This is a genomic window from Okeania hirsuta (genome assembly GCF_003838195.1).
Lineage (GTDB): Bacteria > Cyanobacteriota > Cyanobacteriia > Cyanobacteriales > Microcoleaceae > Okeania > Okeania hirsuta.
The window spans coordinates 17,815-42,466 of the sequence record NZ_RCBY01000045.1 but is presented as its reverse complement, the minus strand read 5'-3'; the positions used below and the strand labels follow the sequence as shown (position 1 = coordinate 42,466).

22 protein-coding genes are annotated in these 24,652 nt (G+C 33.0%); 14 read left to right on the top strand and 8 right to left on the bottom strand.

The features are described 5' to 3' along the window. Positions 1-263: hypothetical protein (locus D5R40_RS10400; protein ID WP_205127634.1), on the top strand; the 263-nt coding region annotated here is incomplete at its 5' end. A gap of 110 nt (positions 264-373) precedes the next feature. On the opposite strand, the gene D5R40_RS10395 is transcribed toward D5R40_RS10400, so the two are convergent. The 3 genes from D5R40_RS10395 to D5R40_RS10385 all read right to left on the bottom strand — a co-directional run bounded on the left by D5R40_RS10395 (position 374) and on the right by D5R40_RS10385 (position 5,636). Beyond that, complete coding sequence (locus tag D5R40_RS10395) at positions 374-1,279, bottom strand: hypothetical protein (protein WP_124154610.1); 906 nt, start codon at positions 1,277-1,279, stop codon at positions 374-376. A 539-nt stretch (positions 1,280-1,818) separates the two neighbouring features. Next, positions 1,819-3,576: a peroxidase family protein gene (locus tag D5R40_RS10390; RefSeq protein ID WP_124154609.1), complete on the bottom strand. Its 1,758-nt coding sequence runs from the start codon at positions 3,574-3,576 to the stop codon at positions 1,819-1,821. A gap of 1,616 nt (positions 3,577-5,192) precedes the next feature. Next, the gene (locus D5R40_RS10385; protein WP_124143758.1) at positions 5,193-5,636 is read right to left on the bottom strand and encodes a hypothetical protein; all 444 of its coding nucleotides are present in this window, start codon (positions 5,634-5,636) and stop codon (positions 5,193-5,195) included. A 918-nt stretch (positions 5,637-6,554) separates the two neighbouring features. On the opposite strand from D5R40_RS10385, the gene egtD reads away from it, so the two are divergent. Then, the gene (gene egtD / locus D5R40_RS10380; protein ID WP_124154608.1) at positions 6,555-7,490 is read left to right on the top strand and encodes an L-histidine N(alpha)-methyltransferase; all 936 of its coding nucleotides are present in this window, start codon (positions 6,555-6,557) and stop codon (positions 7,488-7,490) included. 367 nt (positions 7,491-7,857) lie between these two features. Next, positions 7,858-9,207 carry a 5-histidylcysteine sulfoxide synthase gene (gene ovoA, locus D5R40_RS10375; protein WP_124154607.1) on the top strand — a complete coding sequence of 450 codons (1,350 nt, stop codon included), beginning with the start codon at positions 7,858-7,860 and terminating at the stop codon, positions 9,205-9,207. Positions 9,208-9,328: 121 nt separating this feature from the next. Here ovoA and D5R40_RS42525 read toward each other — a convergent pair whose 3' ends face one another. Then, positions 9,329-9,679: a fatty acid desaturase gene (locus D5R40_RS42525; protein ID WP_511035258.1), complete on the bottom strand. Its 351-nt coding sequence runs from the start codon at positions 9,677-9,679 to the stop codon at positions 9,329-9,331. A 212-nt stretch (positions 9,680-9,891) separates the two neighbouring features. Here D5R40_RS42525 and D5R40_RS10365 point away from each other — a divergent pair, with 212 nt between their 5' ends. The 10 genes from D5R40_RS10365 to D5R40_RS10325 all read left to right on the top strand — a co-directional run bounded on the left by D5R40_RS10365 (position 9,892) and on the right by D5R40_RS10325 (position 18,358). Further along, positions 9,892-10,758 carry a formyltransferase family protein gene (locus D5R40_RS10365; RefSeq protein ID WP_124154606.1) on the top strand — a complete coding sequence of 289 codons (867 nt, stop codon included), beginning with the start codon at positions 9,892-9,894 and terminating at the stop codon, positions 10,756-10,758. A gap of 198 nt (positions 10,759-10,956) precedes the next feature. Next, the gene (locus D5R40_RS10360; RefSeq protein ID WP_240041573.1) at positions 10,957-11,247 is read left to right on the top strand and encodes an SET domain-containing protein-lysine N-methyltransferase; all 291 of its coding nucleotides are present in this window, start codon (positions 10,957-10,959) and stop codon (positions 11,245-11,247) included. A gap of 291 nt (positions 11,248-11,538) precedes the next feature. Then, complete coding sequence (locus D5R40_RS10355) at positions 11,539-12,501, top strand: Rpn family recombination-promoting nuclease/putative transposase (RefSeq protein WP_124154605.1); 963 nt, start codon at positions 11,539-11,541, stop codon at positions 12,499-12,501. Positions 12,502-13,218: 717 nt separating this feature from the next. Then, on the top strand, positions 13,219-13,713 hold the full coding sequence (locus D5R40_RS10350; protein WP_124154604.1) for a DUF427 domain-containing protein: 495 nt from the start codon (positions 13,219-13,221) through the stop codon (positions 13,711-13,713). Between the two features lie 172 nt (positions 13,714-13,885). Further along, entirely contained in the window at positions 13,886-14,755 is an 870-nt protein-coding gene (locus D5R40_RS10345; RefSeq protein ID WP_124154603.1) for a class I SAM-dependent methyltransferase, read from the top strand. Between the two features lie 12 nt (positions 14,756-14,767). Then, complete coding sequence (locus D5R40_RS37680) at positions 14,768-15,022, top strand: hypothetical protein (RefSeq protein WP_205127633.1); 255 nt, start codon at positions 14,768-14,770, stop codon at positions 15,020-15,022. A 198-nt stretch (positions 15,023-15,220) separates the two neighbouring features. Beyond that, positions 15,221-16,093, top strand: coding sequence for a MurL C-terminal domain-containing protein (locus D5R40_RS10340; RefSeq protein ID WP_205127632.1), 873 nt, complete (start codon positions 15,221-15,223; stop codon positions 16,091-16,093). 150 nt (positions 16,094-16,243) lie between these two features. Next, on the top strand, positions 16,244-17,080 hold the full coding sequence (locus D5R40_RS10335; protein ID WP_161564970.1) for a class I SAM-dependent methyltransferase: 837 nt from the start codon (positions 16,244-16,246) through the stop codon (positions 17,078-17,080). Next, the gene (locus tag D5R40_RS10330; protein ID WP_124154601.1) at positions 17,064-17,984 is read left to right on the top strand and encodes a class I SAM-dependent methyltransferase; all 921 of its coding nucleotides are present in this window, start codon (positions 17,064-17,066) and stop codon (positions 17,982-17,984) included. The genes D5R40_RS10335 and D5R40_RS10330 overlap by 17 nt, the downstream gene beginning before the upstream one ends. A gap of 98 nt (positions 17,985-18,082) precedes the next feature. Continuing rightward, positions 18,083-18,358: a hypothetical protein gene (locus tag D5R40_RS10325; RefSeq protein WP_124154600.1), complete on the top strand. Its 276-nt coding sequence runs from the start codon at positions 18,083-18,085 to the stop codon at positions 18,356-18,358. 97 nt (positions 18,359-18,455) lie between these two features. On the opposite strand, the gene D5R40_RS10320 is transcribed toward D5R40_RS10325, so the two are convergent. From D5R40_RS10320 to D5R40_RS40915, 4 genes are all read right to left on the bottom strand, one after another. Beyond that, a complete protein-coding gene (locus D5R40_RS10320; protein WP_124154599.1) occupies positions 18,456-19,757 on the bottom strand; it encodes an APC family permease in 1,302 nt (433 codons plus the stop codon). Between the two features lie 287 nt (positions 19,758-20,044). Then, positions 20,045-20,245 carry a hypothetical protein gene (locus tag D5R40_RS10315; protein WP_124154598.1) on the bottom strand — a complete coding sequence of 67 codons (201 nt, stop codon included), beginning with the start codon at positions 20,243-20,245 and terminating at the stop codon, positions 20,045-20,047. A gap of 76 nt (positions 20,246-20,321) precedes the next feature. Beyond that, complete coding sequence (locus D5R40_RS10310) at positions 20,322-21,755, bottom strand: TldD/PmbA family protein (protein WP_124154597.1); 1,434 nt, start codon at positions 21,753-21,755, stop codon at positions 20,322-20,324. Positions 21,756-22,426: 671 nt separating this feature from the next. After that, positions 22,427-22,555: a hypothetical protein gene (locus tag D5R40_RS40915; protein ID WP_275670304.1), complete on the bottom strand. Its 129-nt coding sequence runs from the start codon at positions 22,553-22,555 to the stop codon at positions 22,427-22,429. A gap of 41 nt (positions 22,556-22,596) precedes the next feature. Here D5R40_RS40915 and D5R40_RS10305 point away from each other — a divergent pair, with 41 nt between their 5' ends. Further along, positions 22,597-24,291 carry a sensor histidine kinase gene (locus tag D5R40_RS10305; protein WP_124143764.1) on the top strand — a complete coding sequence of 565 codons (1,695 nt, stop codon included), beginning with the start codon at positions 22,597-22,599 and terminating at the stop codon, positions 24,289-24,291. Positions 24,292-24,652: the final 361 nt, after the last annotated feature.

Genomic DNA, 24,652 nt, shown 5'->3' with positions numbered 1-24,652 from the left:
CTTGGCAAGGTAAAATATTTTATCGAGAAAAAGGTTATTTACTCAATAAAATAACTCCTCTAAGTTTAGAATTTGTTAAAGCAGAAGTTTATTTAGGCAAAAGTTGGCTTGATCAGGAAGAGTCTATCATTCTTGACTATTCTCAAACATCTTTTATTGCTCAAAAAATTAGGGATGAAATTAGAGAAGTTGCGCCAAATATTTATCTAGGAAATGCTTACTGGGAAAAATATCGAGTTCTTAACTTTGTTCTAGAGTTTTAGTACAAAGCCAAATAAATTCCAAATCAATCCCTAGTATTTAATTTTTTTTCAGTAACTCAACCCATTAATATTTTTTTTTGCAATATCTACTAACTACTAATACCCTAATCCTAACTTTGAGATTTTGTCTGACGCAACTCTTGTTGTAAATCCTTCATAAATTCCAGAAAAAAATCTTTAAATACACAAACTCTTTCTGAAGTTCCAGTGCTAAAAGTAAAGTTTATATCCTGGGTTTCAATAGCAGCTTTTCCAATTTGAAACATGAAAACTGTTTTTCCTGGAATTGTAGGAGATGATAATAACCCATCAAAATTTGATTCCTTCACAGCTATTCGTGGTGCTTGAGGAGTCAAAGGATTAGATGTAAAAATTTCTTCTACTGATTTATCTAGGTTATTTTTTAACGTTCTTAATCCACCTGTTGTTGCTTGCACAACCTCCCCAATATTATGTCCGACATCTAAAATATGAACATCATTGGGAAGATTTTTTGCACAGTAATTCATCAGTTGATTCTGTGCTTTTCTACCAGCTATATATTTCCACGGCAAGATAGCTTCGCCTAAACTTTGTACTGTATTTTTGGCAGTTTTAGTAATAGGTAGAGGAATTTCTTGATCAAAAAATCTTTGATTAACTATTTGCACCATTTCATAAGCAAGAACTTCATCTTCTGTATCTTTATTTAAAAGTTCAGCAATTCTTTTGACATCTGCTTCACTATAACTTGTTGCCACTTTTTCCTCAAGATATGCTCTTCTTTGTTGATAGGTAGGATTAGAAATTGACTCGAAAGGACAAAACCATAAGTCACGCTCTTGATCGTGAAATTTAGTAGCTCTAAAATAAATTTTTGCCCACCAAGGTAAGGAAGTAGTATCGTATGTATGTAAACGGTCTACATCTCCCGAAGTTTCAATTTTCTTTATTTGCTCTGAATCAGAAACTATAATGATGTCTAGTAAAAATGGAATTTTTACTCGAAATGGATTAAAGCTGATAATATCTAACATTTTTTCTGTTTCCTAAATATAGGTTTTATTGCTTTTCTAATAGCTAGTGTCGCTACGCGGAAGTTAAAAGTTAAAGAGTACATCTCAATTTTGAATAAAGCCAAAAATTTATCGCTTTTAGGGAACAGGGAACAGGGAATAGGGAACAGGGAATAAGAAAAAAGTATTTTTGCAAATATTGAGATACACCCAAGTCAAATATTAAGTAATAAGTAAGCGTCAAGAATTTTTTCTAGGCATTAAGCAAAAATATCTTATTCGGTGAAACCCTACTTCCTACTCCTTGCTCTCTATTCTCAAGAATATGTAGCAAGACTTTTAAGAAATAGTAAACTGTTGTGCATTTAAAACATCTAGAAAGTTGTGTGTTTAACTAAAATGATAACCCTTATAGCTTCTGACTTCTAACTTCGTTATTACCGAATAATTAAGGTTTAAAGCCTCTCCTTTAAAGGAGAAATAAGAAAAAAATTTCCTTTGAGTCAATCCTCTTCTTTTCAAGGAGAGGTAATTGTTAATTATTAATTATTAATTATTAATTATTGAAACCCCACCTTTCGCCAAGGTGCAAAAGCATTTTCCACACTAAATAAAGCCAGACTTAAACTCGGATAATGCCGACGCAAAACAGTCAACATACTGTTATTATCAATCCAATCTAAACCAAATTGGGTATAAATTTCAGCTCGATAATCTTCAGTAAAGAAACGATCGCTTTTCAACCTTCGAGACGCCATAAGAATAAACACACGAAAAGCAGTATCACTAAAACCAAATCCCGTGGGAGGATTTTCCGCAAACATACCCACCATTAAATCTACACTATCAATATTATTCTGATAAACTTCTCGTAATTCTTTCACCCATTTTTCATTATCAGTAATCTCTTCAAAAGATTTTACTCGTCCACGACCAATTAATTCTCTAAAATCATTATAACGAGGAACACCCCGCTCCCGGTCTCGCAAAATATCTACAGCAGCTAAATCAAAAACTTCACCATTATCTCTTACAAGTTGCTGGAGAAAACTCGGATAATTATATAGAGTAATCGCTCCTGGATAACTAATACCAAATGAGTAAAATAAATCCGACATTTCTAAATTTTCTAAAAGATTTCTAGTACGATTACCAGCAACTTCAAATAAATTATTCTTTTGTAATAAATTCCCGTTTTTAACCGAATAAAATTCAAATTCATCTGGCATTAATGGGTGCATTCGATACACAGAGACAAATTCTTCAGTTAAATAGTAGGGAGCTGTATGATGGTCAGTAGGAGAACCAATAATACCACTCAGCAGTTCGCTATCTCCCACACGGCCAAAAATCTTCTTGAAATGTTGACCCAATAAACCCCACCAGTTAGCATCCATTGCTATTTGCAAAGCAGGAAGTCCTAGAATTCCCGGAGTCCATTCCACAGTATGAATTTTTGCTAGTAAAGCAGCATTAATCAAACGAGCATGGTCAAATAGGTCTTCATCTGTCCATGCAGGATACTTTTGTTTAAGATGGTCGCAAATTGTGTTGTGTTCTTTGACAAATATAGTGTGGAGCATACTCAGTCCAATCCACCAATTATCGTCAAAGCCTACTAGATCGATACCATTTTCAGAATTAATAGGTAATAAACCATCATCCTCAATTAACATTTTGCCGTCTACATGGGAGCGTAATTTATCTATTGTTTCGCGATCGCTACCATAAATTTGAGAAGCATCCCACCAATGAGTAACTTTATTAATATAAGTAGGAGGACCTTGGGTATTATCATCGCTACGAGTTGTATCTGATAAAGTTTTTTTAATTTCCAAAGGTCGATATTCTTCAGGCCAAGGATCGCCTTCTTCCAGGGGAATTTGAAACTTATTATCCTGTTGGTTATCTCCATGGGAAAACCAGTCATGGGTTTGAAATTGAATCCAAGCAGCAGCTAATAGATTTAGGGTAGTCGCTGGTACAAATTCCTCTCGCGTCAATAACTTTCGACTAATAATACGAGGGTTAGGATTAAGTAAATTCTCTTCATTAGGATAAACATTCTTAAGTGGAAAATTACGCCCAAAGCGGGTACCCGCCATACCCATTTTGGGGTCTTCCAAGTCATTAAAACTACCATCAGCAGTACGCACAACTAAATGGCGATCGTCAGGTAGAGGTAAAGGTAACTCGGTATCATCTTGAGTAGGTAATTGTGCCGTATTATGAAGGTTTTCTTCTCTTAATTTGTTCCGAAATTCAAGTAATTTTAACAATGCAATGGGAGTAGGAAATTTATACCAAGGCCACTTCATAAAGTTCTCCTTTTATAACAGTTATATTTTGAGGACTTGAGTCTAGAGTAAGCGTCAAGGGTGGGTTAAAATTATATTTTAACTCCTTTACAATATAACTATTAAGTACAGTAATTGCCTAGTGTTATTTTTTGATTAACTTATGTGAAGATTCCCGAGCTAAATGTGACTTTAACTTCATTTAGCATTGTATGATAAATTAATTGATTTGTGTTTAATATATCCCTCTTAGAGTTAATTTTTATTAAGATTAAAATTTAGTAGTGGTGCATTGTAATTATTTCGGTAACAGTATAGTTTGCATCTCAGCCACCATTCATCATTACTATACATAACATACATAACTAAAAGGAGTAGGTAGTGGTGTATTTTCAACAATTAATAATTAATAATTACCTCTTCTTATAAAAAAGAGGATTGGCTAAGAGCTGATTTATAAAGTAAATATTAAGAGGCTGAATTTCTTACAGGAAAAAGGTTTTACCGATTGTCGGCCAGTAAAGTAGAAATTTATGAGACCTAGATAGCATAAGAGTTTTCCTGCGGAATGCTGCGCAAACAGCTCAGTTAATAAATCAGCTCTAAAAGGATTTTTTTTCTTCTCTTGGTCGATTGGATATGGCAAGGAAACCTCACCATCCCACCTTTCGGGAAGCTGCGCTAACGACCACTTTTTTCTCCATGAATGGAGAGGCTTTATACCTTAATTTTTCGGTAATTATTTTGGTAACAGTATAGTTTGCATTTCAGCGAGATCCACAATTACTATTCAGGACTAAAAGGAGCAAAATTGTATATTTATAGTGTGGAAGTTTTTGTCTGAAATAATTTGGCATCAAATCTTCAAATTTAAGTCAAATCAAATCTAATTAGAACTGACTGAATAAAATTAAAAGGATTATACATGAAGCGTAAGCATTTCCTTCGGAATGCTGCGCAAACAGCAGTTAGCAGTCAGCTATCAGCTATTACTTACCAGTTATTAACTTATTATCTGAGAAGGAGAATTCAAAATTATGTTTATGCAGCATTCTACAGGAAAGAAAAAGGTCACTAGCTAACCTTAGTAAGTCCTGTATTTTCATGCATCTGTTTGCACAACATGACAAACGAAAATGCTGAATACTAATAGCTGAATGTTTACAATTAAACTTTTATGCTATCAAAATTTATCAACTTTTAGAGAATAAAAAGGATGGGAAAACTCTTACCTATTTCCATATGTGGCGTTCCCTACTTTCACCAGACATCAGAAAACTTTTTCAGCTCACCCTAATTAAAACTATTTTATTTAACTTGATGTGGGTTATTACTACTAAAAACTTAGATATTTAATCTAATAATAATTTTAGGGTGCAAGAAACTGACACACCCTACAACTAACACCACTTCTATATGAAATTTTACTTAATAAAAAATGAAAATCGTCAGCACAATTAAGGTCTGATTCAACAATTAATAATTAATAATTATTAATTATTACCTCTCCTTGAAAAGAAGAGGATTGACTCATAATGAAAATTTTTTCTTGTTTCTCCTTTAAAGGAGAGGCTTTAAACCTTAATTATTCGGTAATAATTATCAAGGGTATTCTTACAAAGAAATGGTATTATTAATTAAACTCCACAAATACCCCTTTCTAAGTTCCATTGGTTGTCAACTGATACTGATACTTCTGAACCAGGTTTGACATTACCTCCTGATATATCGATAAGAACTACATCTGCTGCTCCCAAGTAACCACCTCGGTAAATTGGTTGACCTTGCCCATTTACAGTATCGTAGGTTAATTCCGAGACTACAGGGGGTAAATCTGGAGAACGATCAAACCGGACTTGAGTAAACAATCCATCTAGATAGGTTGCTGTATAAGGATTGCCACCAGCATCCAATCCATCACAGTATAAGACCATTGCTGCCTGGGCGAAAGGTACTGGTAGAAAAATTGTGCCGACAAACAGAAAAACAAATGTTATTACTAATGTAGCTACTAATTTAGATATTTGTTGTGGGAATTTATGCCACACACTGCTGAAAAACTTAGTCATAAGATTGTTCATGTTTTTTCCTCGTTGAAGGATTCAATAAATACTGAATATTATAACAATAGCAAAAAATCACTCTTCGTCAACAAAATAATCTATCTAAATTTATAGTTTTATAGTTAGTTAATTAAGCCCAAATTTTTTTTGGGAAAAAGCTGGTTTTATTGTAAATAATATTCAATGTCTATTGTTTTTATCTAAGATCACTTTTAAAAAAGAATGCTCAAAATAAGGTATATATTAATTCAGATATGCTTATACCAATTTCCTCAAGTAAAACTACATATAACTTGACATCTTGGTTTTTAAGCTTGATAGATTACTTTTACCGAAAAATTGTGGTTGAAAGCCTCCTCTTTTAAGAGGGTAAAAGCGGTTGATATTCGGAGCTTCCCGTTAGGGTGGGATGGCTCCGAAACCTGCGCCATATCCAATCGACCAAGAGAAGAAAAATTTTCATGATTAGTTAATCCTATCCGTTTTAAAGGAGAGGTAATTCTAAATTATTAATTCTAAATTATTAATTCTTGAAAACCGTTGTTTAAGTATATGAAATTGGGTGCATCTCATAGCAAGCAAAAATACTTTTTTCCTATATATTCCCTGTTCCCTGTCCCCTGTTCCCTGTTCCCTAAAAGCGATAATTTTTTTGCTTTATTCAAAATTGAGATGCACCCATGAAATTGGTATTAAAAATAGCTAATTAAATTTATTCTTAGATAATTATATCTATCGTTTTATATCTTTTTCAATATTTATTCCTTATTCCTTCTTGTTTCTTTCTTCTTCCTTACTTCTACCATTTATATAATGTCCGCACTTTATAGTTGGTGTAAACCTAAGCGTAAATATCTAGTGAATATCTAGAATAAATTGAAGTTTTTTTTCAGACTTTTAAGCTTTCCTCCCTCTTCCTTATTCCTGTTCCCATTTATGGTATTCCCTACTTGCGCGATCTACCATTCAATCCATAAAATAACTAAAAGATTTATATATCGCGGTTCAGAAATATTTGAAGAAATTTGTCAGTTACCCGAATATTATCCCACTCGTACAGAAGCTTCCATTCTAAAAGAATATGCAGATGAAATTGCTCAACTAACTGGATGTTGTGAATTAGTAGAATTAGGCAGTGGTAGTTCGACTAAAACTCGCCTGTTGTTAGATGCTTATCAAAAAATAGGTAGTTCGTTTAAATATGTACCTACTGATGTAAGTGGGGGAATACTCAAAAATAGCGTATTAGAGCTACAAGAAAAATATCCAAATTTCTCTATTGAGGGATTTATTGGCACTTATGATGAAACTTTAGCTCATCTAAAGTCACACCCTACACAAACCTCTTTTGAAGGAACTTCCCTAACTAGAACAATTTGTTTTCTGGGAAGTTCTGCTGGCAATTTTCCACCACAAGAATTTGACTGTTTTTTGAACCAAGTTGTTAATGCTTTAAAACCAGGAAATTATTTTTTACTTGGTATTGATTTACAAAAACCCAAAGAAATTTTAGAACCAGCTTATAACGATAGTAAAGAAGTTACGGCTGCTTTTAATTTGAATATGTTATCCCATTTAAATTGGCGTTTCCAAGGCAATTTTGACCTCGATTTATTTACTCATAAAGCTATTTATAATCAAGAAAAATCGCAAATAGAAATGCGTCTTTATTGTCAAGAAAATGTCACATTCTCTTTGGAAATTCTAGATTTAAAGGTTGATTTTGAGAAAGGGGAAAGTATTCTGACTGAAGTTTCTCGCAAGTTTGATTTAGCAGCTATTAAAGTAGAGCTGGAAAAAAAAGGACTTAAAGTTAAAAAAGTTTGGACAGACCCTAAACAGTGGTTTGGATTAATTCTTTGTCAAGCTTAATTTGAAGGAAGAAGGAAGAAGGAAGAAGGAAGAAAAAAAATATGGTAAACATTTCCTATGGAATGTTGCCCAAAGAGAGGTCATGTCTCAGCAATTAGTGGGAAAAAACTGTAGGGTTTTGGTTTCCAAATTCCTACGGTAAAATATTAAAACCTATAGCGTTTTCAAATGAAGTGTAAATCTAGATTGAGGTTTTTTATCATAAAAATAATCCTGTCTTGAGTGCCTACTAATCCTTGTGGAAAGCTACTACTTAATGTTGTTTTCCTTTACTTTCTTTATTACTTATTCACAAAAAAACTGAATCCTAAATCTTAAACACCTTGCAAAAGTAAACAATTAAAATTATTTTCCCGTTAATAACACTATGAACCAGATAAAATCTACTACTCCACCAAAACTTGATAATAGTAATACTAACAATAAACTACGCCAAGATATCCTTGATTACTTTAATAATGCTTGGCAACTTGAAGATATTTTGATGAACAGTCTAGTCGGTGAAGAAACATTTTATTCCAATCCCGACCCTTTGAGAAATCCTTTAATTTTTTATCTCGGACATTCAGCGGTTTTCTACATCAATAAATTAATTCGTGTGGAATTATTAGAAAAACGCCTCAACCCTAACTACGAAATATTATTTGAGCTAGGAGTAGATCCAGAAATACCAGAAGAGTTAGACCAAGCGATCGCCCACATCAACTGGCCTAAACTTGAAGATGTTTGGCAGTATAGAGAAAAAGTCTATCAAATCATATTAGACCTAATTGAGAAAACTCCTTTAAATCTTCCCATCCATCAAAATCATCCTCTGTGGGGATTAATGATGGGTATCGAACATCAACGCATCCATATCGAAACTTCATCTATGTTGTTTCGGCAACTACCTGTAGAAAAACTAAAACGTCCTAGTAACTGGGAATATGCTCCTACTAATGCTAGGCAAATTAATAATGAAATGATAGAAGTTCCTGGTGGTGTAGTAAAAATAGGTAAACCCGCAGATTATCCTACTTTTGGTTGGGATATAGAATATGGCGATCGCCAAGTAGAAGTATCGTCTTTTGTTGCTAGTAAATATTTAATTACTAATTCAGAATTTCTAGAATTTGTTAAGTCTAGTTGTTACGAAAATCAAGATTATTGGACTCAAGAAAGTTGGCATTGGAAAACTCAAAATAACATCAAAAATCCTAAATTTTGGATACCTGAAAATGGTAACTATAAATATAGATATCGAGCCATGTTTGATGAAATAGAATTACCTTTAGATTGGCCTGTAGAAGTTAATCATTATGAAGCAATGGCTTATTGTTGTTGGAAAGGTGAAAATACTCGGTTAATGACTGAAGCTGAATATAATTTAGCAACTTATAGAAATGGTAAAGAAGCAGAAGCAGAGAATTATAATCTGAATTTTAAATTTGGTTCTCCTTCTCCCGTTGGTTTATTAGAAACTGCCAAAAATGAATCAGGATTATATGATTTGCGGGGTAATGTTTGGGAATGGTTAACTGATAATTTAAACCCTCTTTCGGGATATAAAACTCATCAACTATATCAAGATTGTTCAGCTCCATTTTTTGATAGTCAACATAATATGATGTTAGGGGGATGTTGGATAACTAATGGAACAGAAGCTTTGAAATATTATCGTAATTGGTTTCGTCCGAACTTTTATCAACACGCTGGTTTTAGAATAGTTCAGGGATAGTTCAGAGTAGATAAATAAGCCCTAAGAAGGTGTATAAATAAAAAATTAAATCCTGGTAAAGTTAAGATTTTGGGCAGAGGGGCAAAAAAATTACTCCCCTGCTCTACTTTAAATATGGCATTCAAGCTGATTCATGTGATTTAGATTGCAACTGCTTAAATGAGTCAAAAAAATTATTAGTCACTTCAGCTCCTTCAGGGTAAAGTTCTTGGTGTACTTTTGGAAGTTTATACCAAGGAATATTAGGAAAGAGATGATGGATGTAATGATATCCGTTATTGTGAGTAATCCAGTTACTTATAGGATTTATAACTGTTCTAGTTCCTGTTTCTGTATGATAGTGGTTAACAATAATATTCCAATACAAAATTACTGGAAATATAAATAGATAGGGAATAAACCAGTATAACAGTAAAATTTTTATTACTCCAAGATTATAAGAAATAAATAGAGTAGGTATCCAAAACAAAATAATCCTTAGTGGGCTACGAATTGAATACCAGTAAATGAAATAATTTATATGAACAAAAGAAGCTCGGCTAACGACCGTTTTTATCCTTTAAAGGAGAGGCTTTAAACCTTAATTATTCGGTAATAAATAGGTAAATAAGCTCTCAATATTCTTGAATAAAACATTCCTCTGGTCTTGGTAAAAATCGACATAATTATAGATTCACATAAGTTATGACTCAGAAAAAATTCTACCTATTAACTGACTCAAGTATTATTTGTTCTTATCTGGTATCTAAATGGATTGAAGCTTTTGAAAAAATGCCAGAATTTCAAGGGATATTAGTTAAAGAGGAGGTTCAATCAAACAAAGTAATTACAGAGAGAAAAAATTTTCATCAAAAATACTTTGGTCAAAAACATTTGACTGATGAAATGTACAAGTTATTAATTGATTTGTATGCTGATTTAGATAAGACTGAAAAAGCGATGATTGAGCGATATGGAGTATCTCAGTATTCTACTACTGAGCATTCTCAAACCATTTTTCTTGGAAATAATTTGAATGGAAAATATGCCAAGAATTGGTTAATGGAAGTCGCTGAAAATTCATCAGTATACATTTTTGTTTGTGCTACTCAAATACTAAAACCTTGGTGGCTAGAAATAACTAAATATCAAGTTTTTAATAGTCATACAGCTGTTCTACCTTATGCTCGTGGAATGTACGCTATTGAGAATATGGCAATTAACAAAAATATTAATCAGTTTAGACAAGCAGCAGGGGTGACTATACATTATGTTGATGAAGGGGTAGATACAGGTTCAATTATTAGAACAGAAAGAATTGTAGATCCGTTTTGCTTTAATTCAATTTGGGACTTAAAAGGATATTTATATGTTACCGAATTTGATTTATATGTGAAAACTACCCAAGATATTCTGAGCAACAATCAAACTATTCCTGCAGGAGTTGCACCAGATCCTAAATTGCTAGGTCCTAATTTTATGATCAAAAACTTTACTCCAGAGAAACAAAAACAAGCAGAAGATGCTTATTTATGGATGAAAAATTCCTGGCGAAAACCTTCTATTACTTAAGGTAAGCTAATTCAACAATTAATAATGAATAATGAATAATTAATCATTAATAATTACCTCTCCTTGAAAAGAAGAGGATTGACTAATCATGAAAATTTTTCTTGTTTCTCCTTTCTCCTTTAAAGGAGAGGCTTTAAACCTTAATTATTCGGTAAATATTTCTTATAGGTTTGAAAATTTGTAGATGAGAAATAATCAATGATTAAAGTTAAAAAAACACCAGATAAAGGGCGGGGTATTTTTGCTGTACAGGATATTCCCAAAGGAACATTAATTGAAGTTGCTCCTGCCATAGTCTTGCCATCTGAACAACTGCAGATTCTGAATCAGACGAAAGTCTTAGATTATTATTTTGTACAGCCATTAGAATATGCTACAACTAAGAAAATAAAAGGATATTTTGTCTTGGTTTTAGCTTCTCTTTGTAATCATGCAGAAGACCCTAATTCTTATGTTGAATGGATTGAGGATGAAGTAGGTGTCTGGTAACATTTAATATCCCAAAAACATATTAAAACTGATGAGGAAGTTACCCTTTTATACACCAATATTAATGAATATCCTGATGGTGAAACTTTTGTTTGATTCTTAGATAAGTTTTGAGAAAAAGTCTAGGAAATAATTCGATACTTAATATTGAAATATTATCCTAATTGTTTACGTCCGAACTTTTATCAACACATTGGTTTTAGAATAGTTCAGGGGTAGAAGTATTAAGATGTAATTAGTTCGATGACCATAAAATCACTTTTAACTTGAGTTAATCAACATAGTAAAACCATGAGATTTATTAGCCCAAAAACAGACTTTGCTTTTAAAAAAATATTTGGCTCCACCGAGAGTAAAGATATCTTAATTAGTTTTTTGAATGCTTTAATCTATTCTGGTAAATCAATAATTCAAGATTTAGAAATAATCGACCCCTATCATCCTGGAGATACCATTAGTTTAAAAGATACTTATCTAGATGTAAAAGCTCTGTTAAATGATGGCTCGAATGTGATAATTGAAATGCTAGTTTTAAATGTTCCAGCATTTGAAAAACGAGTAATTTATAATCTATGTAAAACTTATGGGAATCAATTAGATACTGGAGAGGGATATCGAAGATTAAAACCAGTAATTGCTTTAACAATTACAGATTTTAAAATGTTTGAGAAAACAGATCGATATATTAATTATTTTGTGTTTAAGGAGAAAGAGAAATCATTTGAGTATACAGATGAAGAAGTAGCAATGATATTTGTTGAATTACCAAAGTTTCCGAAAAAATTAGAAGAGTTAGAAACTATCGCAGATCAATGGATTTATTTTGTGAAATCAGCTCCAAGTTTAGAAGTAATTCCCACAAATTTAGCAGAAATAAAGGAGATAGAAAAAGCTTTAAATATTGCTAACATGGCAAATCTATCAAGAAAAGAATTAGAGGAAGTACGCAAACGGGAAATATTTTTAGAAGACCGTGCGGGTCAAATTATGCTAGCTCGACAGGAAGGACGAGAAGAGGGACGAAAACAAGGACGACAACAAGGAATAGAGCAAGGGTTAGAAACGGGTAAGTTGTCAATGCAAAGACTAATATTAGAACAACTGGAGAGAAAATTTTCAGCAGAAATTCCTGCCATAATTATAGAGAATATTCAACAGTTATCTCTAGAAAAGTTAGAAAATTTAGGAAGAGCAATTGATAATTTTAGTAGTTTAGAAGATTTGTCTAATTGGTGTCAAGAATCAGAAAAGTAGTAGGTGTTTAATAATTAATAATTATTAATTATCTATCCTTGAAAAGAAGAGTATTTAAGCTTAAGGAAAATTTTTGATGTAAGCATTCAGCTATTAGCTGTCAGCTATCAACAATAAAAATAAATGAAGCAAATACTCATTTAACTTCTACTAAATTTTCAACTCTATGGAGGAAAATGTAGATGTGGCTCGCCGTTACTGCTAAGGTTAAGTAATGGGCTTTTGCTTTTCTTTATACTCATACTTCTAATTCTATAAAATTGATAGCTGATGGCTGACTGATGAATGCTTACTTTTTTATTTTCTTTTGTTCGATTGAATCTGGTTAGGAAACCCATCCATCCCTTGACCGCTTTCTCTTTTTTCTCTTTGAAAAGAGAGGCTTGAAAACTTAATTATTCGGTAAATATGTCAGCTATCAGCTATCAGCTATTAATTTTGAGGAAGGTAAAGGTAAGCTTTGAAATTGAGAAATAATAAAAGTTTACTGCCAAAGTCCCCAGACTAAATCTTAGAAGTAATTATTCATTAATAATTGCTGATAGCTTAATCAGGTAATACTAACTCAAACTAAAGTAAAATTATAGATAAGTAAACCTAAAAAATATACAATTTTACTATATTTTTATACTAGCTTTAGGTATATAATAATTTCTAATATTCTGCTTTTAAAATAGCAAGATATATAGGTATATTAAAACTAGGAGATTATTTACAATGAAACCTAATCCAATTCCACCTAAACCAGGTCAAGAATCAGTTTGGGATTATCCACGTCCACCTCGTTTAGAAGATACAGATAAATCTATTCGAGTGATTTTTAATAATGTAGTTTTGGCAGAAACAAATAAAGCAAAAAGATTATTAGAAACTAGTCATCCTCCTTGTTATTACATCCCGCCTGAAGATGTTAAAATAGAGTACTTAATTCCTAACTCCAGGAAAAGTTTTTGTGAGTGGAAAGGTTACGCTTCTTATTACGATGTTTCAGTAGGTGATAAATATGTAAATCATCCAGTCTGGCAATATTTGGAGCCAACCCCTAGTTTTCTTGCCATAGAAGGATATTATAGTTTCTATGCTAATTTAATGGATGCTTGTTATGTGAACAATGAGTTAGTAAAGCCTCAAGCTGGTAATCTTTACGGAGGATGGATTACTTCTGATATTGTTGGACCATTTAAAGGTGAACCAGGTACATGGGGTTGGTAAATAATGAAAATATAAGTAATTAAAGAGGTACAAATCCTCTCCTTTTTAGGGGATGAAAAGCGGTCGAGGGATGGATGGGTTACCTAACCATATCCAATGGACCAAGAGAATATTCAGTTCAGTATTTCAAGCCTCCGACTAAAGCCAGAGGTACTGATAACTGATAACTGAAATGACCGCTACCAAAATGTCAACTAATATGAGCTTAATAACTCGTAATTTAAATCCTTCAAAGTCTTACTGTAAAAAAAATAAACTAGACATAGATTCATGGTTTCAGGTAGCTCAAATAGATTACGAAAAATTAATTGAAGAATATTCATTTAATAATCTATTTAAAGGATTTGCAAAAAATCAACTCAAGCTTCTAGATGTAGGGTGTGGTACTGCTAAGTTTCCTAGTTTGTTAGACGAGAAACTTGATGGCGATATTCATTTATTAGCAGACTTACTCGACATTTCAGAGTACTGTTTACAGGAGGCAAAAAAACAATTTGATAGTTGTCAATATTTGAGTACAAATAAAACTTACTTATCTGCCACAGAAAATCTTCACCAATTAGTTGAAAAAACTAATAGTTACGATATTATATGGGCGATTCATTATCTTTGCACTGTCAATCCAAATAGAATGACAGATGTCTATCTTTATTGTTTAGATTTCTTAGGCGATCGTGGTAAGTTTTTAATTTATCAACTTGCTGAAAAATCTTCTTACAACAATTTATATAGTTTTTATCTGAGCCATTATCCAGAACTAAAAAAAACTACAGATTTTCTAACATCTGAAGAACACAAAAAAATTTTAGATAGATTAAGAATAAATTATGAAAATATTAGATTTGAATTTACCCACAGGATAAATTTTGAAAGTAAAAAGATACTAGAAATATATTTAAAAAAATGTATTTATGATAATACCTTAGATGTCCTAAGTTTTTTTAGACCCATATTACAAGAATGTTTTGATGCGGAAAGTAATCAATATAAATTTGACCAGGTAGTTGATTTCCTTATCATTGACAAAGTTCGCAATATTTAGGAGATAAATTCCGTGAGAATAGAAGTGATTAAAATAGATGATTTTACAGTTCACGAACACCATCTAAATATTATCTATAGTGCCGATCAATTTCAATTCTCGACAAAAGTTTTTGATCACGATGTATCTTTCTCTTCCCTACAACAAAAATACTCTCAAGAACTTATCGAAAAAATAGCAAGTTATATTGCTTTATTTGAAGGGATGAAATTATGTTCGTTATTTCCGAAATATTATGATATTTCTAGAATAGCTGCACATTTATAAAAATCAGTTTTAGAACTTTTTGTCAAAATTTATCAAGGAGTATTTGGTCAGCATTGGTATGAAAATAATGTCACAGATTATCAGCAACCAGAATTTATTTATAAACAAGATTTAGGAGCGACTAATCCTGTATCAATATTAGGAGATAATCATACTATTCTGACAGGTTGTGGCGGTGGCAAAGATAGTATTGTCGCCATGAAAATGTTAGAAGAAACAAATATTCCTTTTGCCTCCATGCAATATTCTCATAGTATTTATGGAAAAGCAGATTTACAACATAATTTAATTACTGGAGTAGTGGCAGAAGTGAATCCAGTTAAAAGTCATAAAATCTCTATTTTTGATGATTTTGTTGATTTTCCTTTTTTCCAATTATATTTCCCAGAAAATTCAGGAATTACCGCTCCAGAAACTCCAGTATCTGTCTTTGAATCATTATTTTTAATGCTAGATAAAAGATACAATTACTTATGTTTGGCTCACGAAAAAAGTGCTAATACGGGAAATGTGTTTTGGGAAGAAATAGGCAGAGAAGTTAACCATCAATGGGGAAAAGGTCTAGAAGCAGAACAACTTTTAGACCAATTTATTCGGGATAATCTTTTATATAACTTTAAATATTTTAGTATCCTACAACCTATTTACGACCTTCGTATTTTTCAAAACTTGAGTAAATATCCTGAAGTTATTCCGAAAATTCATTCCTGTAATATTAAAAAACCTTGGTGTAAAAAATGCCCTAAATGTGCTTATGTTTGGTTAGGATTAATTACTTTTTGTGAACAGGATATTGTTGATGAGGTTTTTCAGGCAAATTTATTTGATGATGAAGATTTAATGCCGACTTTTAAAGCAATGATAGGTTTATCAACTCATACTCCTTTTGAATGTATTGGTGAAATTTATGAAAGTCGCTTGATGATGAAAAAATGTCTGGAAAAAGGTTTATCTGGTAAAGTATTAAATATGTTTTCTGAAGAAGTTTTATCAGATACCAGAATTGATTGGCAAAAAATTGAGCAAAAATATAATTATGTGTACGAAAAAGAACACGCTATTCCCGAATAGTTATTTAATAAAACTAAGGAAAATTTGTAAATATTAATAATTAATAAAAACCAGAAAAATTTTATTATGAATAGTTCACAAAAATCGGTGATCGCTGACTTAATCTCAGACCCAAAACTCAACCTCGTAAAACTTAATGAACAAGAATATATGGAGGGACTAACTGTTTATCGCAGTCAGCATAATGAACAAGAGATGATGCTTGAAACTACATTTCAGGCAATAGAAAAACATAAGTCTTTACAAGAAAGCTACAGTATCCTTAGTATAGGTTGTGGCAGTGGACTTTTTGAGCAACCTTTTTTGAAAAAGCTGATTGAGCTAAACAAATCTATTCATTTTGTTGGAGTAGATCCAAACAAAGTAGAATGTCTAAAAACAGAAGAATGGTGTCAGAAACTTAGCACACTTAAACTTGATAAATTTGTGTTTGAAATTCATCCCGTGACCTTAGAAAAATTTGAATATTTTCAAACTTTTGACATTATCCTATTAATTCATTCATTTTACTATTTTTCAGAAATTAAATCCTCTGTTGAGAAAGTTTACGAACTTATTGGGGAAGAAGGGATAGCAATTATCGCAATAGGTATAAAAAGAGAAATAAGTGAACCTTACTACTATATAAATCAGCGATTTTATCAAAGACAAAGGTTTTATAGTGAAGATTTATATCAAGTACTTTCTGAAAAAAATATTTCTTTTAATCAAAAAATTATAGAGTTTCCAGTGAATATTACAGAATGCTTTCAAAAAGATTCTCAGTTAGGTAAACATTTACTAGATTTTATAATTGGTGCTAATACGACATATTTTTCTCCTGAGCAATTACAAGTATTGCTGGATTATTTGAGCAGCAATTCACAAAAGTTGGAGGGTGGAGAAATTATGATTCCAAATTCTGTAAGCTTTTATTATTTTCAAAAGCAGAAGGAAGAAGAAATAAAAAAAAGGGAACTAATGAAAAATTTTGAATCTAATCAATAATCAAAGCCAGAGGAAAAAAAGAAACAAAATGATGATAGATAGTTCACAAAAGTCTGCGATCACTAACTTTATCTCAGACCCAAAACTCAAGCTTGTTAAACTTAATGAGCAAGAATATATGGAGGGACTAATTGCTTATCGCAGTCAACAAAATGAACAAGAGATGATTATTGACGCTACAGTTCAGTCGATACAAAAATATAAGTCTTCACAAGAAAGTTACACTATCTTGAGTATAGGTTGTGGCAGTGGACTTTTGGAGAAACCTTTTTTAACAAAGCTGCTTGAGTTGAACAAATCTATTCATTTTGTTGGAATAGATCCAAAGAAGGCAGAATGTTTAATAACACAAGAATGGTGTCAGAAACTTAGCACATTTACACCAAATAAATTTGGGTTTGAAATTCATCCTGTGAGCTTAGAAGAATTTAAACCGCTTCAAACTTTTGACATTATCTTATTAATTCATTCATTTTATTATTTTCCAAAAATTGAATCCTCTGTTAATAAGGTTTACGAACTTATGGGAGCAGAAGGAATGACAATTATTGCCATAGCTGTAAAAACAAAATTAAACGAACCTTACCACTATATAAGTCAGCGACTTTATCAAAGACCAAGATTTTTTAGCGAGGATTTATATCAATTCTTTTCCGAACAAAAAATTCCTTTTAGTCAAGAAATTATAGAGTTTTCAGTTAATATTACAAAATGTTTTCAGAAAGATTCTCAGTTGGGTAAACATTTACTAGATTTTATAGTTGGTGCTAATACGACATATTTTTCTCCTTCCCAATTACAAGTACTGCTGGATTATTTGAGCAGCAATTCGCAAAAACTGGAGGGAGGAGAAATTATGATTCCAAATTCTGTAAGCTTTTATTATTTTCAAAAGAAGAAATAAAAAAAGAGCTAAGAAGACTTAAAATAACTATAGAAGCCTAAATTATTATTGTCGAGCAAGATTTAATCAGCAATTTTTAAGAAAAATGGAGTAAATTTATGTTTGTCAAAGGAATCAAAAAAGGTAAAATTATTGAGTTATTGGAGGAGGTAGATTTTCCTGATAATCAAGAGGTTTTAGTAGAAATTAAAAAGGTAAGTGATTTTTTGTCAGCTTTACAAGATTTTAGGACAAGGGTAATTTCAGTTATCAGTTATCAGTTATCAGTTATCAGTACCTCTAGCTTAAGTATTAGGATTGAACTACGGAATATTATTTTTTTTATCCTCTTAAAACGAGGAGGTGTAACTACCCAATTTTTCGGTGAGTTATGAACGAGTAGAAAAAGACGAAAATAGGATTGATTCAAGAAATTAATAATTGACAAGAGATTATCAATTTGGAAGTAGATGTTAATGAGGAAAATTTAAGTTATTCGTTAATTAATCTATGAATTAAACTATGCCAAATTAAACCAACAAGAATTAACGCTAAACCAACTAACCAAATTTGCTGTTCTACCCAAAAAGCTAAAAACAAACAAGCAGCTAAACCTAACCAACCTAACCACTTAGGATAAAGTCTTTCTTCCGAAGAAAGTTTCAGAGCAGCAAAATTAGTAATAGCATAATAAATCAGAACATTAAAAGCACTAAAAGACCAAGTAGTTTTCACATCACCAATTAAAACCAAAAAAGCGATCGCTACTCCCACCACTATCACAGCTATATAAGGCGTGGTTTGCTCACTATTCAATCTAGCAATAACTTTCGGTACATCTCGACGACGCCCCATTGCTAACAAAACCCTGGACAAACCCAAAATTAAATTTAACAACACTCCCAACATTGCCGTCACAGCACCAATAGCAATTAACTTCGGAATCACAGGAACACCTAAACCTCCCACTCTAGCAATAACTTCCAGAGGAGCAGCTAAACTAACATCTGCTTGAGACAATTTATTAATAACTTCCTGACCAACCACCACAGTAACCACAGCGATCGACATATATAACAAACAAGTAACTATCATAGTTAAAGCGATCGCTCTCGGAATAGTACGTCGTGGTTCCTTAACCTCCTCCCCCAAAGTTGCAATACGACCGTAACCAGTATAAGCAACAAACATTAAAGCAGCAGCTTGAAGTAAAGATGCTATAGGTTTATCCCCAGGAAAAAAAGGCATTAAATTTTCCCCAGCAGACCATACTACTTGAGGCACCCCTACCAAGATAAACATAACCAGAGAAAATAACGTAATCGAAACAATAATAATATTAGTAAAATTAGAACGACGAATTCCACTTAACACAACTATTGTTAATACAACCACAGCAGTTAAAGCAGTCAACACCAACCAAGTTTGATTATTGATACCAAAAGCATTCAGCAAATAACCAGCAAAACCCAAAGCAGCAGTTGCAGCAGAAGCACTTTTCGCCAACAGAAACATCCACCCCGCAATAAAACCCAACCAATGATTCAGATATTTATAACCATATTCATAAGTACCACCACTCACAGGATGATTTGCTGCTAACTGGGCGCTATTAAAACCATTGCAGATAGCAACAACAGCACCTATTGCCACCGCAATAATTACCGATGGACCCGAAATACCAGCAGCAATACCAATACTGACAAATACTCCAGTACCCACAATTGAACCTAAACCCATGAGGGTAGCGCCGAACACACCAATTTCTCGTCGAAGTAAAGGCGGAGATGTCATGAGATTTTTATCCTTAGTATAGTAATATGATTTTAGTTGTGAGATATTGGATACTTTTAGAGAACAGGGAACAGGGAACAGGGAACAGGGAACAGGGAACAGGGAAGAAGAAAAAAATAAAATATATCAATAAGATAACTGCTATATTCCTTCCTTTAAAGGAACACCTCAATTCTCACATCTGATTCGGTGATTGCTATATTTTTGTTTTTTATATAGCAGAAGGAAAAATCTGGCGTTGTCTGAATTTTAAGCATTTGATATGTCCGCCCCCTTTGCTTCGATTGCTATAGAATCCTTATGGTATCTTTGCACGGGGTACGGGTTTTTGGCAAAGGAGTCATTTCAGTAGGGGTTATATCAAATCCTTTCGGGTTCGGTATAAAAAAATGTTCCATCTGAGCGCCATTGCCACATCTTTCTCGATATCCCCACCTCTCCATCTCCCCATCTCCCCACACTCCCCACACTCCCCACACTCCCCACACTTCCCACCCTCTTTCTTCCTTCTTCCTTCTTCCTTCAGACTTCAGACTTCTTCCTTCTTCCCTCTTCCTTCAGACTTCAGACTTCAGAAGCATCTCCACCAACAACAACATTCCTAATACGCAAACTCGGACCGCCACAACCAACAGGTAAACCATCTTGCCCACCCTTACCACAACCCCCTGACTCATCCCAATAAAAATCATCGCCGATCGCCTCAATATCAGCCAAAGTCTCAAACACATTTCCAGAAAGAGTCACATCCCGCACGGGTTCAGCTAACTTACCATTTCTAATCATCCAAGCTTCTCCAGCACTGAAAGTAAACATTTCCCCATTAGTCATTCCACCCAACCAGTTGCGAGCATAAACTCCCTCCTTAATATCAGTAAATAAATCTGAAGTAGGAGTATTTCCTGGTGCTATCCAAGTATTAGTCATCCTGACTATAGGTGGATAATGATAGTCAAGACAGCGTGCATTACCCGTCGGTGCTTCTCCCAATTTTCCCGCAGTCTCCCGCGAGTGTAAACGTCCTACCAAAACGCCATCTTGAATCAACTGGGTAGTAGTTGCTGGAGTACCTTCATCATCATATATATAACTACCCCGATGTACTTCTTCTTCTACATTATTATTTAGGAAGGGCGACACCTTAGCACCATCAAATATTTGTAAATTTTCTGGACCAAACCTCCGACCAATTGTCATTACTTCCAATAAATCAGGATTTTCGTAGACCATATCTGCTTCCGAGAGATGACCAAAAGCTTCATGAACAAATAGACCTGTAAGAATTGGGTCAATAACTACAGTGTAAGTATTACCTTGAACAATTGGTAAAGCTAGAGAATTTACAGCTCTTTCCGCAGCACTGCGAACATAATTATCTAAATTAGTTAAATCTTCATAAGCTTTGCGGGAACCAGTAGTTTCCCTACCTGTTTGTACGGTTTCCCCATCCCTGGCGGTGGCAGCAAAACGTATTTCCATATCTACCCAAGATTTTTCTAGCATAGTGCCTTCGGAAGTAGCGAGAATTACTTTTTGGGTACTATCCCCATAACGAACAGATACGGTGGCAATTCGACCATCAACACTCCGCAATATTTGGCCATAATGTTCGCATAGTTCTTTTTTGTTGGCCAAAGATATATGGCGTGGATCTGTACCTGTGAGATGAACTGCATGAGTTGCTTGAATTATGGGGATGGGAGCTAGAATTGTTTCTTCTTCTCCAATCAATTTGGCCACAGCGATCGCCTCTTCTATTCTGTTTTTCAAGGTTGAGAGTTGATTAAAGCTGGCAAAACCCCAACCTCCTCGGTAACAAGCTCGAACTTGACCACCTATGGAAAGACCTTCGCTTAAGGTTTCTATTTTGTTGCCTCGCAAGAGAATATCTGTTCCTTGAGATTCTTCTAGGCGAATGGCCAAATAATCCACTTGAGAACTATAATTAGCGAGCAAGTCGGATAACATATTTTTTGCGTCAGTCAGTAATACAGGCATTAGAGGTTTTGATAAGTTAAAAAAGGTGGGATGTTGACAAATTGAATGGGCATCGAACTTATTCAATTTGCTGCCGATTCAGCTAAAAACTTTAATATTATAGTAATTTCAAATAATTATTTCAGATAGTCAGAAGCAAAATTATTTGTGAAATCTTTCAATTGAATTGCTATTAGTTAAAGTTTTCTATCAATTCAACAATCAAATTATTGACTTTTTTCATAATAAGCGGAGATTGCGGTTATTTAGTTCGGTTCTACCAACATCAGTAACGGATAAATACCGATACCCTAAGTATTAATGATTTACTTATTTTTTGGACAACTAATCGGGGAATGCTTCAATCTATAGCAATTCGCAAAAAGAGTGAGGTACAAAATTCCTTGGTTTTAGGCATTAGGGAGTAGGGAGTAGTAATTCTGGTTCTGTAGGGATCGATAAAAAAGAAAAACAACTGTACCTCATTAGCTTGGGAAAGACTATAACTAAGGAAGAGGAGCAATTTTCCCATTAATTAAATATGATCCAATTTTTTCTTCTTGTGCGGAAAACTTAATACACAAAATTTAAGATATAAGACAAGAAAAAAATATTGAAAGTTTTGCATTTTATTTTACTATTTTTTTTAGCAAAGCTAGTTAAAGTTTCTGTAGAAGTTTAAATTTATCTTTTTATTTTGGGTTTAATACCCCACCGTCAACGGGGGTGTTTACAATTGGTTGGAGGTTGTAGACGCGGAGCGGCTTGTCGAAGACTATCCCCATCCATTTTTTCTTCCTTCTTCCTTCTTCCTTCTTCAACAGTTAATAAATTAAGATTATTTATTTATATTATGAAAAAAATGGACAACTATAACTATATATTACCAACTGTAAGTGACATTTTTGCCCTCGAAATGTCAAGTGATGATTTGCCTAAAAAAACAATGGAACTGGCAAAAGAAAATTCTCCTCCTTCTATGAGACAGAGAAATCAAAATTTGTATTCAAAGGCTCAAAAGGAATGGTATAGTGCGATCGCTACTGTTAATCAATTATTGGAAAATTCATCAAAAAAGTCTGGTTCTCAAGATTTTCAAAATCAAGAGATGACAAAAACTATTTATTCATTAAATGAGAGAGATTTTATCGACAATTCAAAAAAATCTACTCCTAATTCGTTATTCTCTGATATCAAATCATATCGTGGATTAGTATTATCTAGTCCTACTCCTATCTTAACAAATCCTGCTTTAACTAATAATTTTTATACTTCAGTTTTTACCAGTAAAATACAGGAAAATTCAGACTGGTTATCCATTTTTAGAAGACAAAGTTTGCCTCTATTACCAGCAGCAGATAGTATTAATTCCTTATCTACTGTTATACCAATACTACCTTTATCAACTAAAGACCCAATAACAAATGAGCAGTTTTGTTTGGTTTTAACTGCTGAGTTTAGTTTAGTTATGGTCTTAGGAAAAAGCATAAATAATACACCAGCTTTTCAATTTTCTTTTGACCCAGAAGTAGTTGAAAGAGCATGGATTATCTTACGTCAACGAATAGTATTACCTACCCATTTTTATTCTCAAAATGTCGATAAACATCAAAAAATAATCGATCAATATTCTCAAAATTTAGCAATTTTAGACGGTGTTTTTGATAAATTTACACCCCGCGAACCAGACTATAAAATAGTTATGAAATTTAGTCGTTTATTATTAGATAATTTACCAACTGTAGATAGTAAAAATAAAATATTAGAACTCAATACTGATGACCAAAGTCTAAAAGACCGGGAAATTACTGTATCGCTAAAATCTCCCATTGAAAATTTCAAATCTCCTGATGTAGAATTGTTACAAGCGATCGCTCATGAAGTCAAAACTCCTTTAGCCACAATTCAGACTTTAACTCGCCTATTATTAAAACGTCCTCATCTAAATCAAGAAGTAATAAAAAAGCGTTTACAAATGATTGATGCTGAATGTACTTCCCAAATAAACCGCTTTAATCTAATTTTTAGAGCGACAGAATTAGAAACTCAGCAACTCTTAAAAGAAAAACATTCATACCTACAATTAACAACTATTCCTCTAGCTCAAGTATTTGAAAATAGTATACCTCATTGGCAACAAAAGGCAACTCAAAGAAATCACACTCTAAAAGTTATTTTACCTCCTAATATGCCAACGGTTGTTAGTGACCCTGTTATGCTTGACCAAGTATTAGGAAATTTGATTGAAAACTTTTCGCGAAATTTACCTCCTGGCAGTCTTATTCAGGTAGAAGTAATGTTAGCTGGAAGTCAGTTAAAATTACAGCTTAAATCTGATTCTAATATGGGTGGAAAAAGTCACTCACCTTTTACAAGTTGCACAAAAACACCCTTTAAATCTATCGGTCCTTTATTAATGTTTCAACCAGAAACAGGTAATCTTAGTTTAAATTTAAAGGTGACTAAAAATCTTTTTCAAGCAATGGGAGGAAAATTAGTAGTGCGACAACGACCAACAAAAGGGGAAATTATGACTATTTTCTTACCAGTTCAATAATTTATAGCTAATCTTTAGAAGGAGAAATAATGACTATTTTCTTGCCAGTTCAATAATTTATAGCTAATCTTTAGTAAGCATTCAGCAGGAAGAGTTGACCACGAATAACTAAATGCTTAGAATCTTTTTTGTTAATAAAGTATAACACGCTCGCTCTTACAGAGTACTTCCCCTTTGTATGTCGGCGATAGCTATTAAGAGGGTTATATCAAATCCGCTCGGGTTCGGTATAAAAAATGTTCCATCTTCAGCTATTGCCAAATATGAAGCTTATTTCCCCAAACTCCCCAAACTCCCCACAAATTACACCAATGCTACCGGATTTGATATTATGCGCCAGCAAAACTACCGTTTCTTCCCT

Coding starts and splice junctions, on each gene's coding strand:
- ovoA (WP_124154607.1), top strand. CDS start 7,858: ATGAACCAGATAAAATCTACTACTCCACCAAAACTTGATAATAGTAAT.
- D5R40_RS10335 (WP_161564970.1), top strand. CDS start 16,244: ATGGAGGGACTAACTGTTTATCGCAGTCAGCATAATGAACAAGAGATG.
- D5R40_RS10340 (WP_205127632.1), top strand. CDS start 15,221: ATGAAAATGTTAGAAGAAACAAATATTCCTTTTGCCTCCATGCAATAT.
- D5R40_RS10390 (WP_124154609.1), bottom strand. CDS start 3,576: ATGAAGTGGCCTTGGTATAAATTTCCTACTCCCATTGCATTGTTAAAA.
- egtD (WP_124154608.1), top strand. CDS start 6,555: ATGGTATTCCCTACTTGCGCGATCTACCATTCAATCCATAAAATAACT.
- D5R40_RS10365 (WP_124154606.1), top strand. CDS start 9,892: ATGACTCAGAAAAAATTCTACCTATTAACTGACTCAAGTATTATTTGT.
- D5R40_RS10320 (WP_124154599.1), bottom strand. CDS start 19,757: ATGACATCTCCGCCTTTACTTCGACGAGAAATTGGTGTGTTCGGCGCT.
- D5R40_RS10310 (WP_124154597.1), bottom strand. CDS start 21,755: ATGCCTGTATTACTGACTGACGCAAAAAATATGTTATCCGACTTGCTC.
- D5R40_RS10395 (WP_124154610.1), bottom strand. CDS start 1,279: ATGTTAGATATTATCAGCTTTAATCCATTTCGAGTAAAAATTCCATTT.
- D5R40_RS10345 (WP_124154603.1), top strand. CDS start 13,886: ATGACCGCTACCAAAATGTCAACTAATATGAGCTTAATAACTCGTAAT.
- D5R40_RS10355 (WP_124154605.1), top strand. CDS start 11,539: ATGAGATTTATTAGCCCAAAAACAGACTTTGCTTTTAAAAAAATATTT.
- D5R40_RS10325 (WP_124154600.1), top strand. CDS start 18,083: ATGTTTGTCAAAGGAATCAAAAAAGGTAAAATTATTGAGTTATTGGAG.
- D5R40_RS10305 (WP_124143764.1), top strand. CDS start 22,597: ATGGACAACTATAACTATATATTACCAACTGTAAGTGACATTTTTGCC.
- D5R40_RS10360 (WP_240041573.1), top strand. CDS start 10,957: ATGATTAAAGTTAAAAAAACACCAGATAAAGGGCGGGGTATTTTTGCT.
- D5R40_RS10385 (WP_124143758.1), bottom strand. CDS start 5,636: ATGAACAATCTTATGACTAAGTTTTTCAGCAGTGTGTGGCATAAATTC.
- D5R40_RS10350 (WP_124154604.1), top strand. CDS start 13,219: ATGAAACCTAATCCAATTCCACCTAAACCAGGTCAAGAATCAGTTTGG.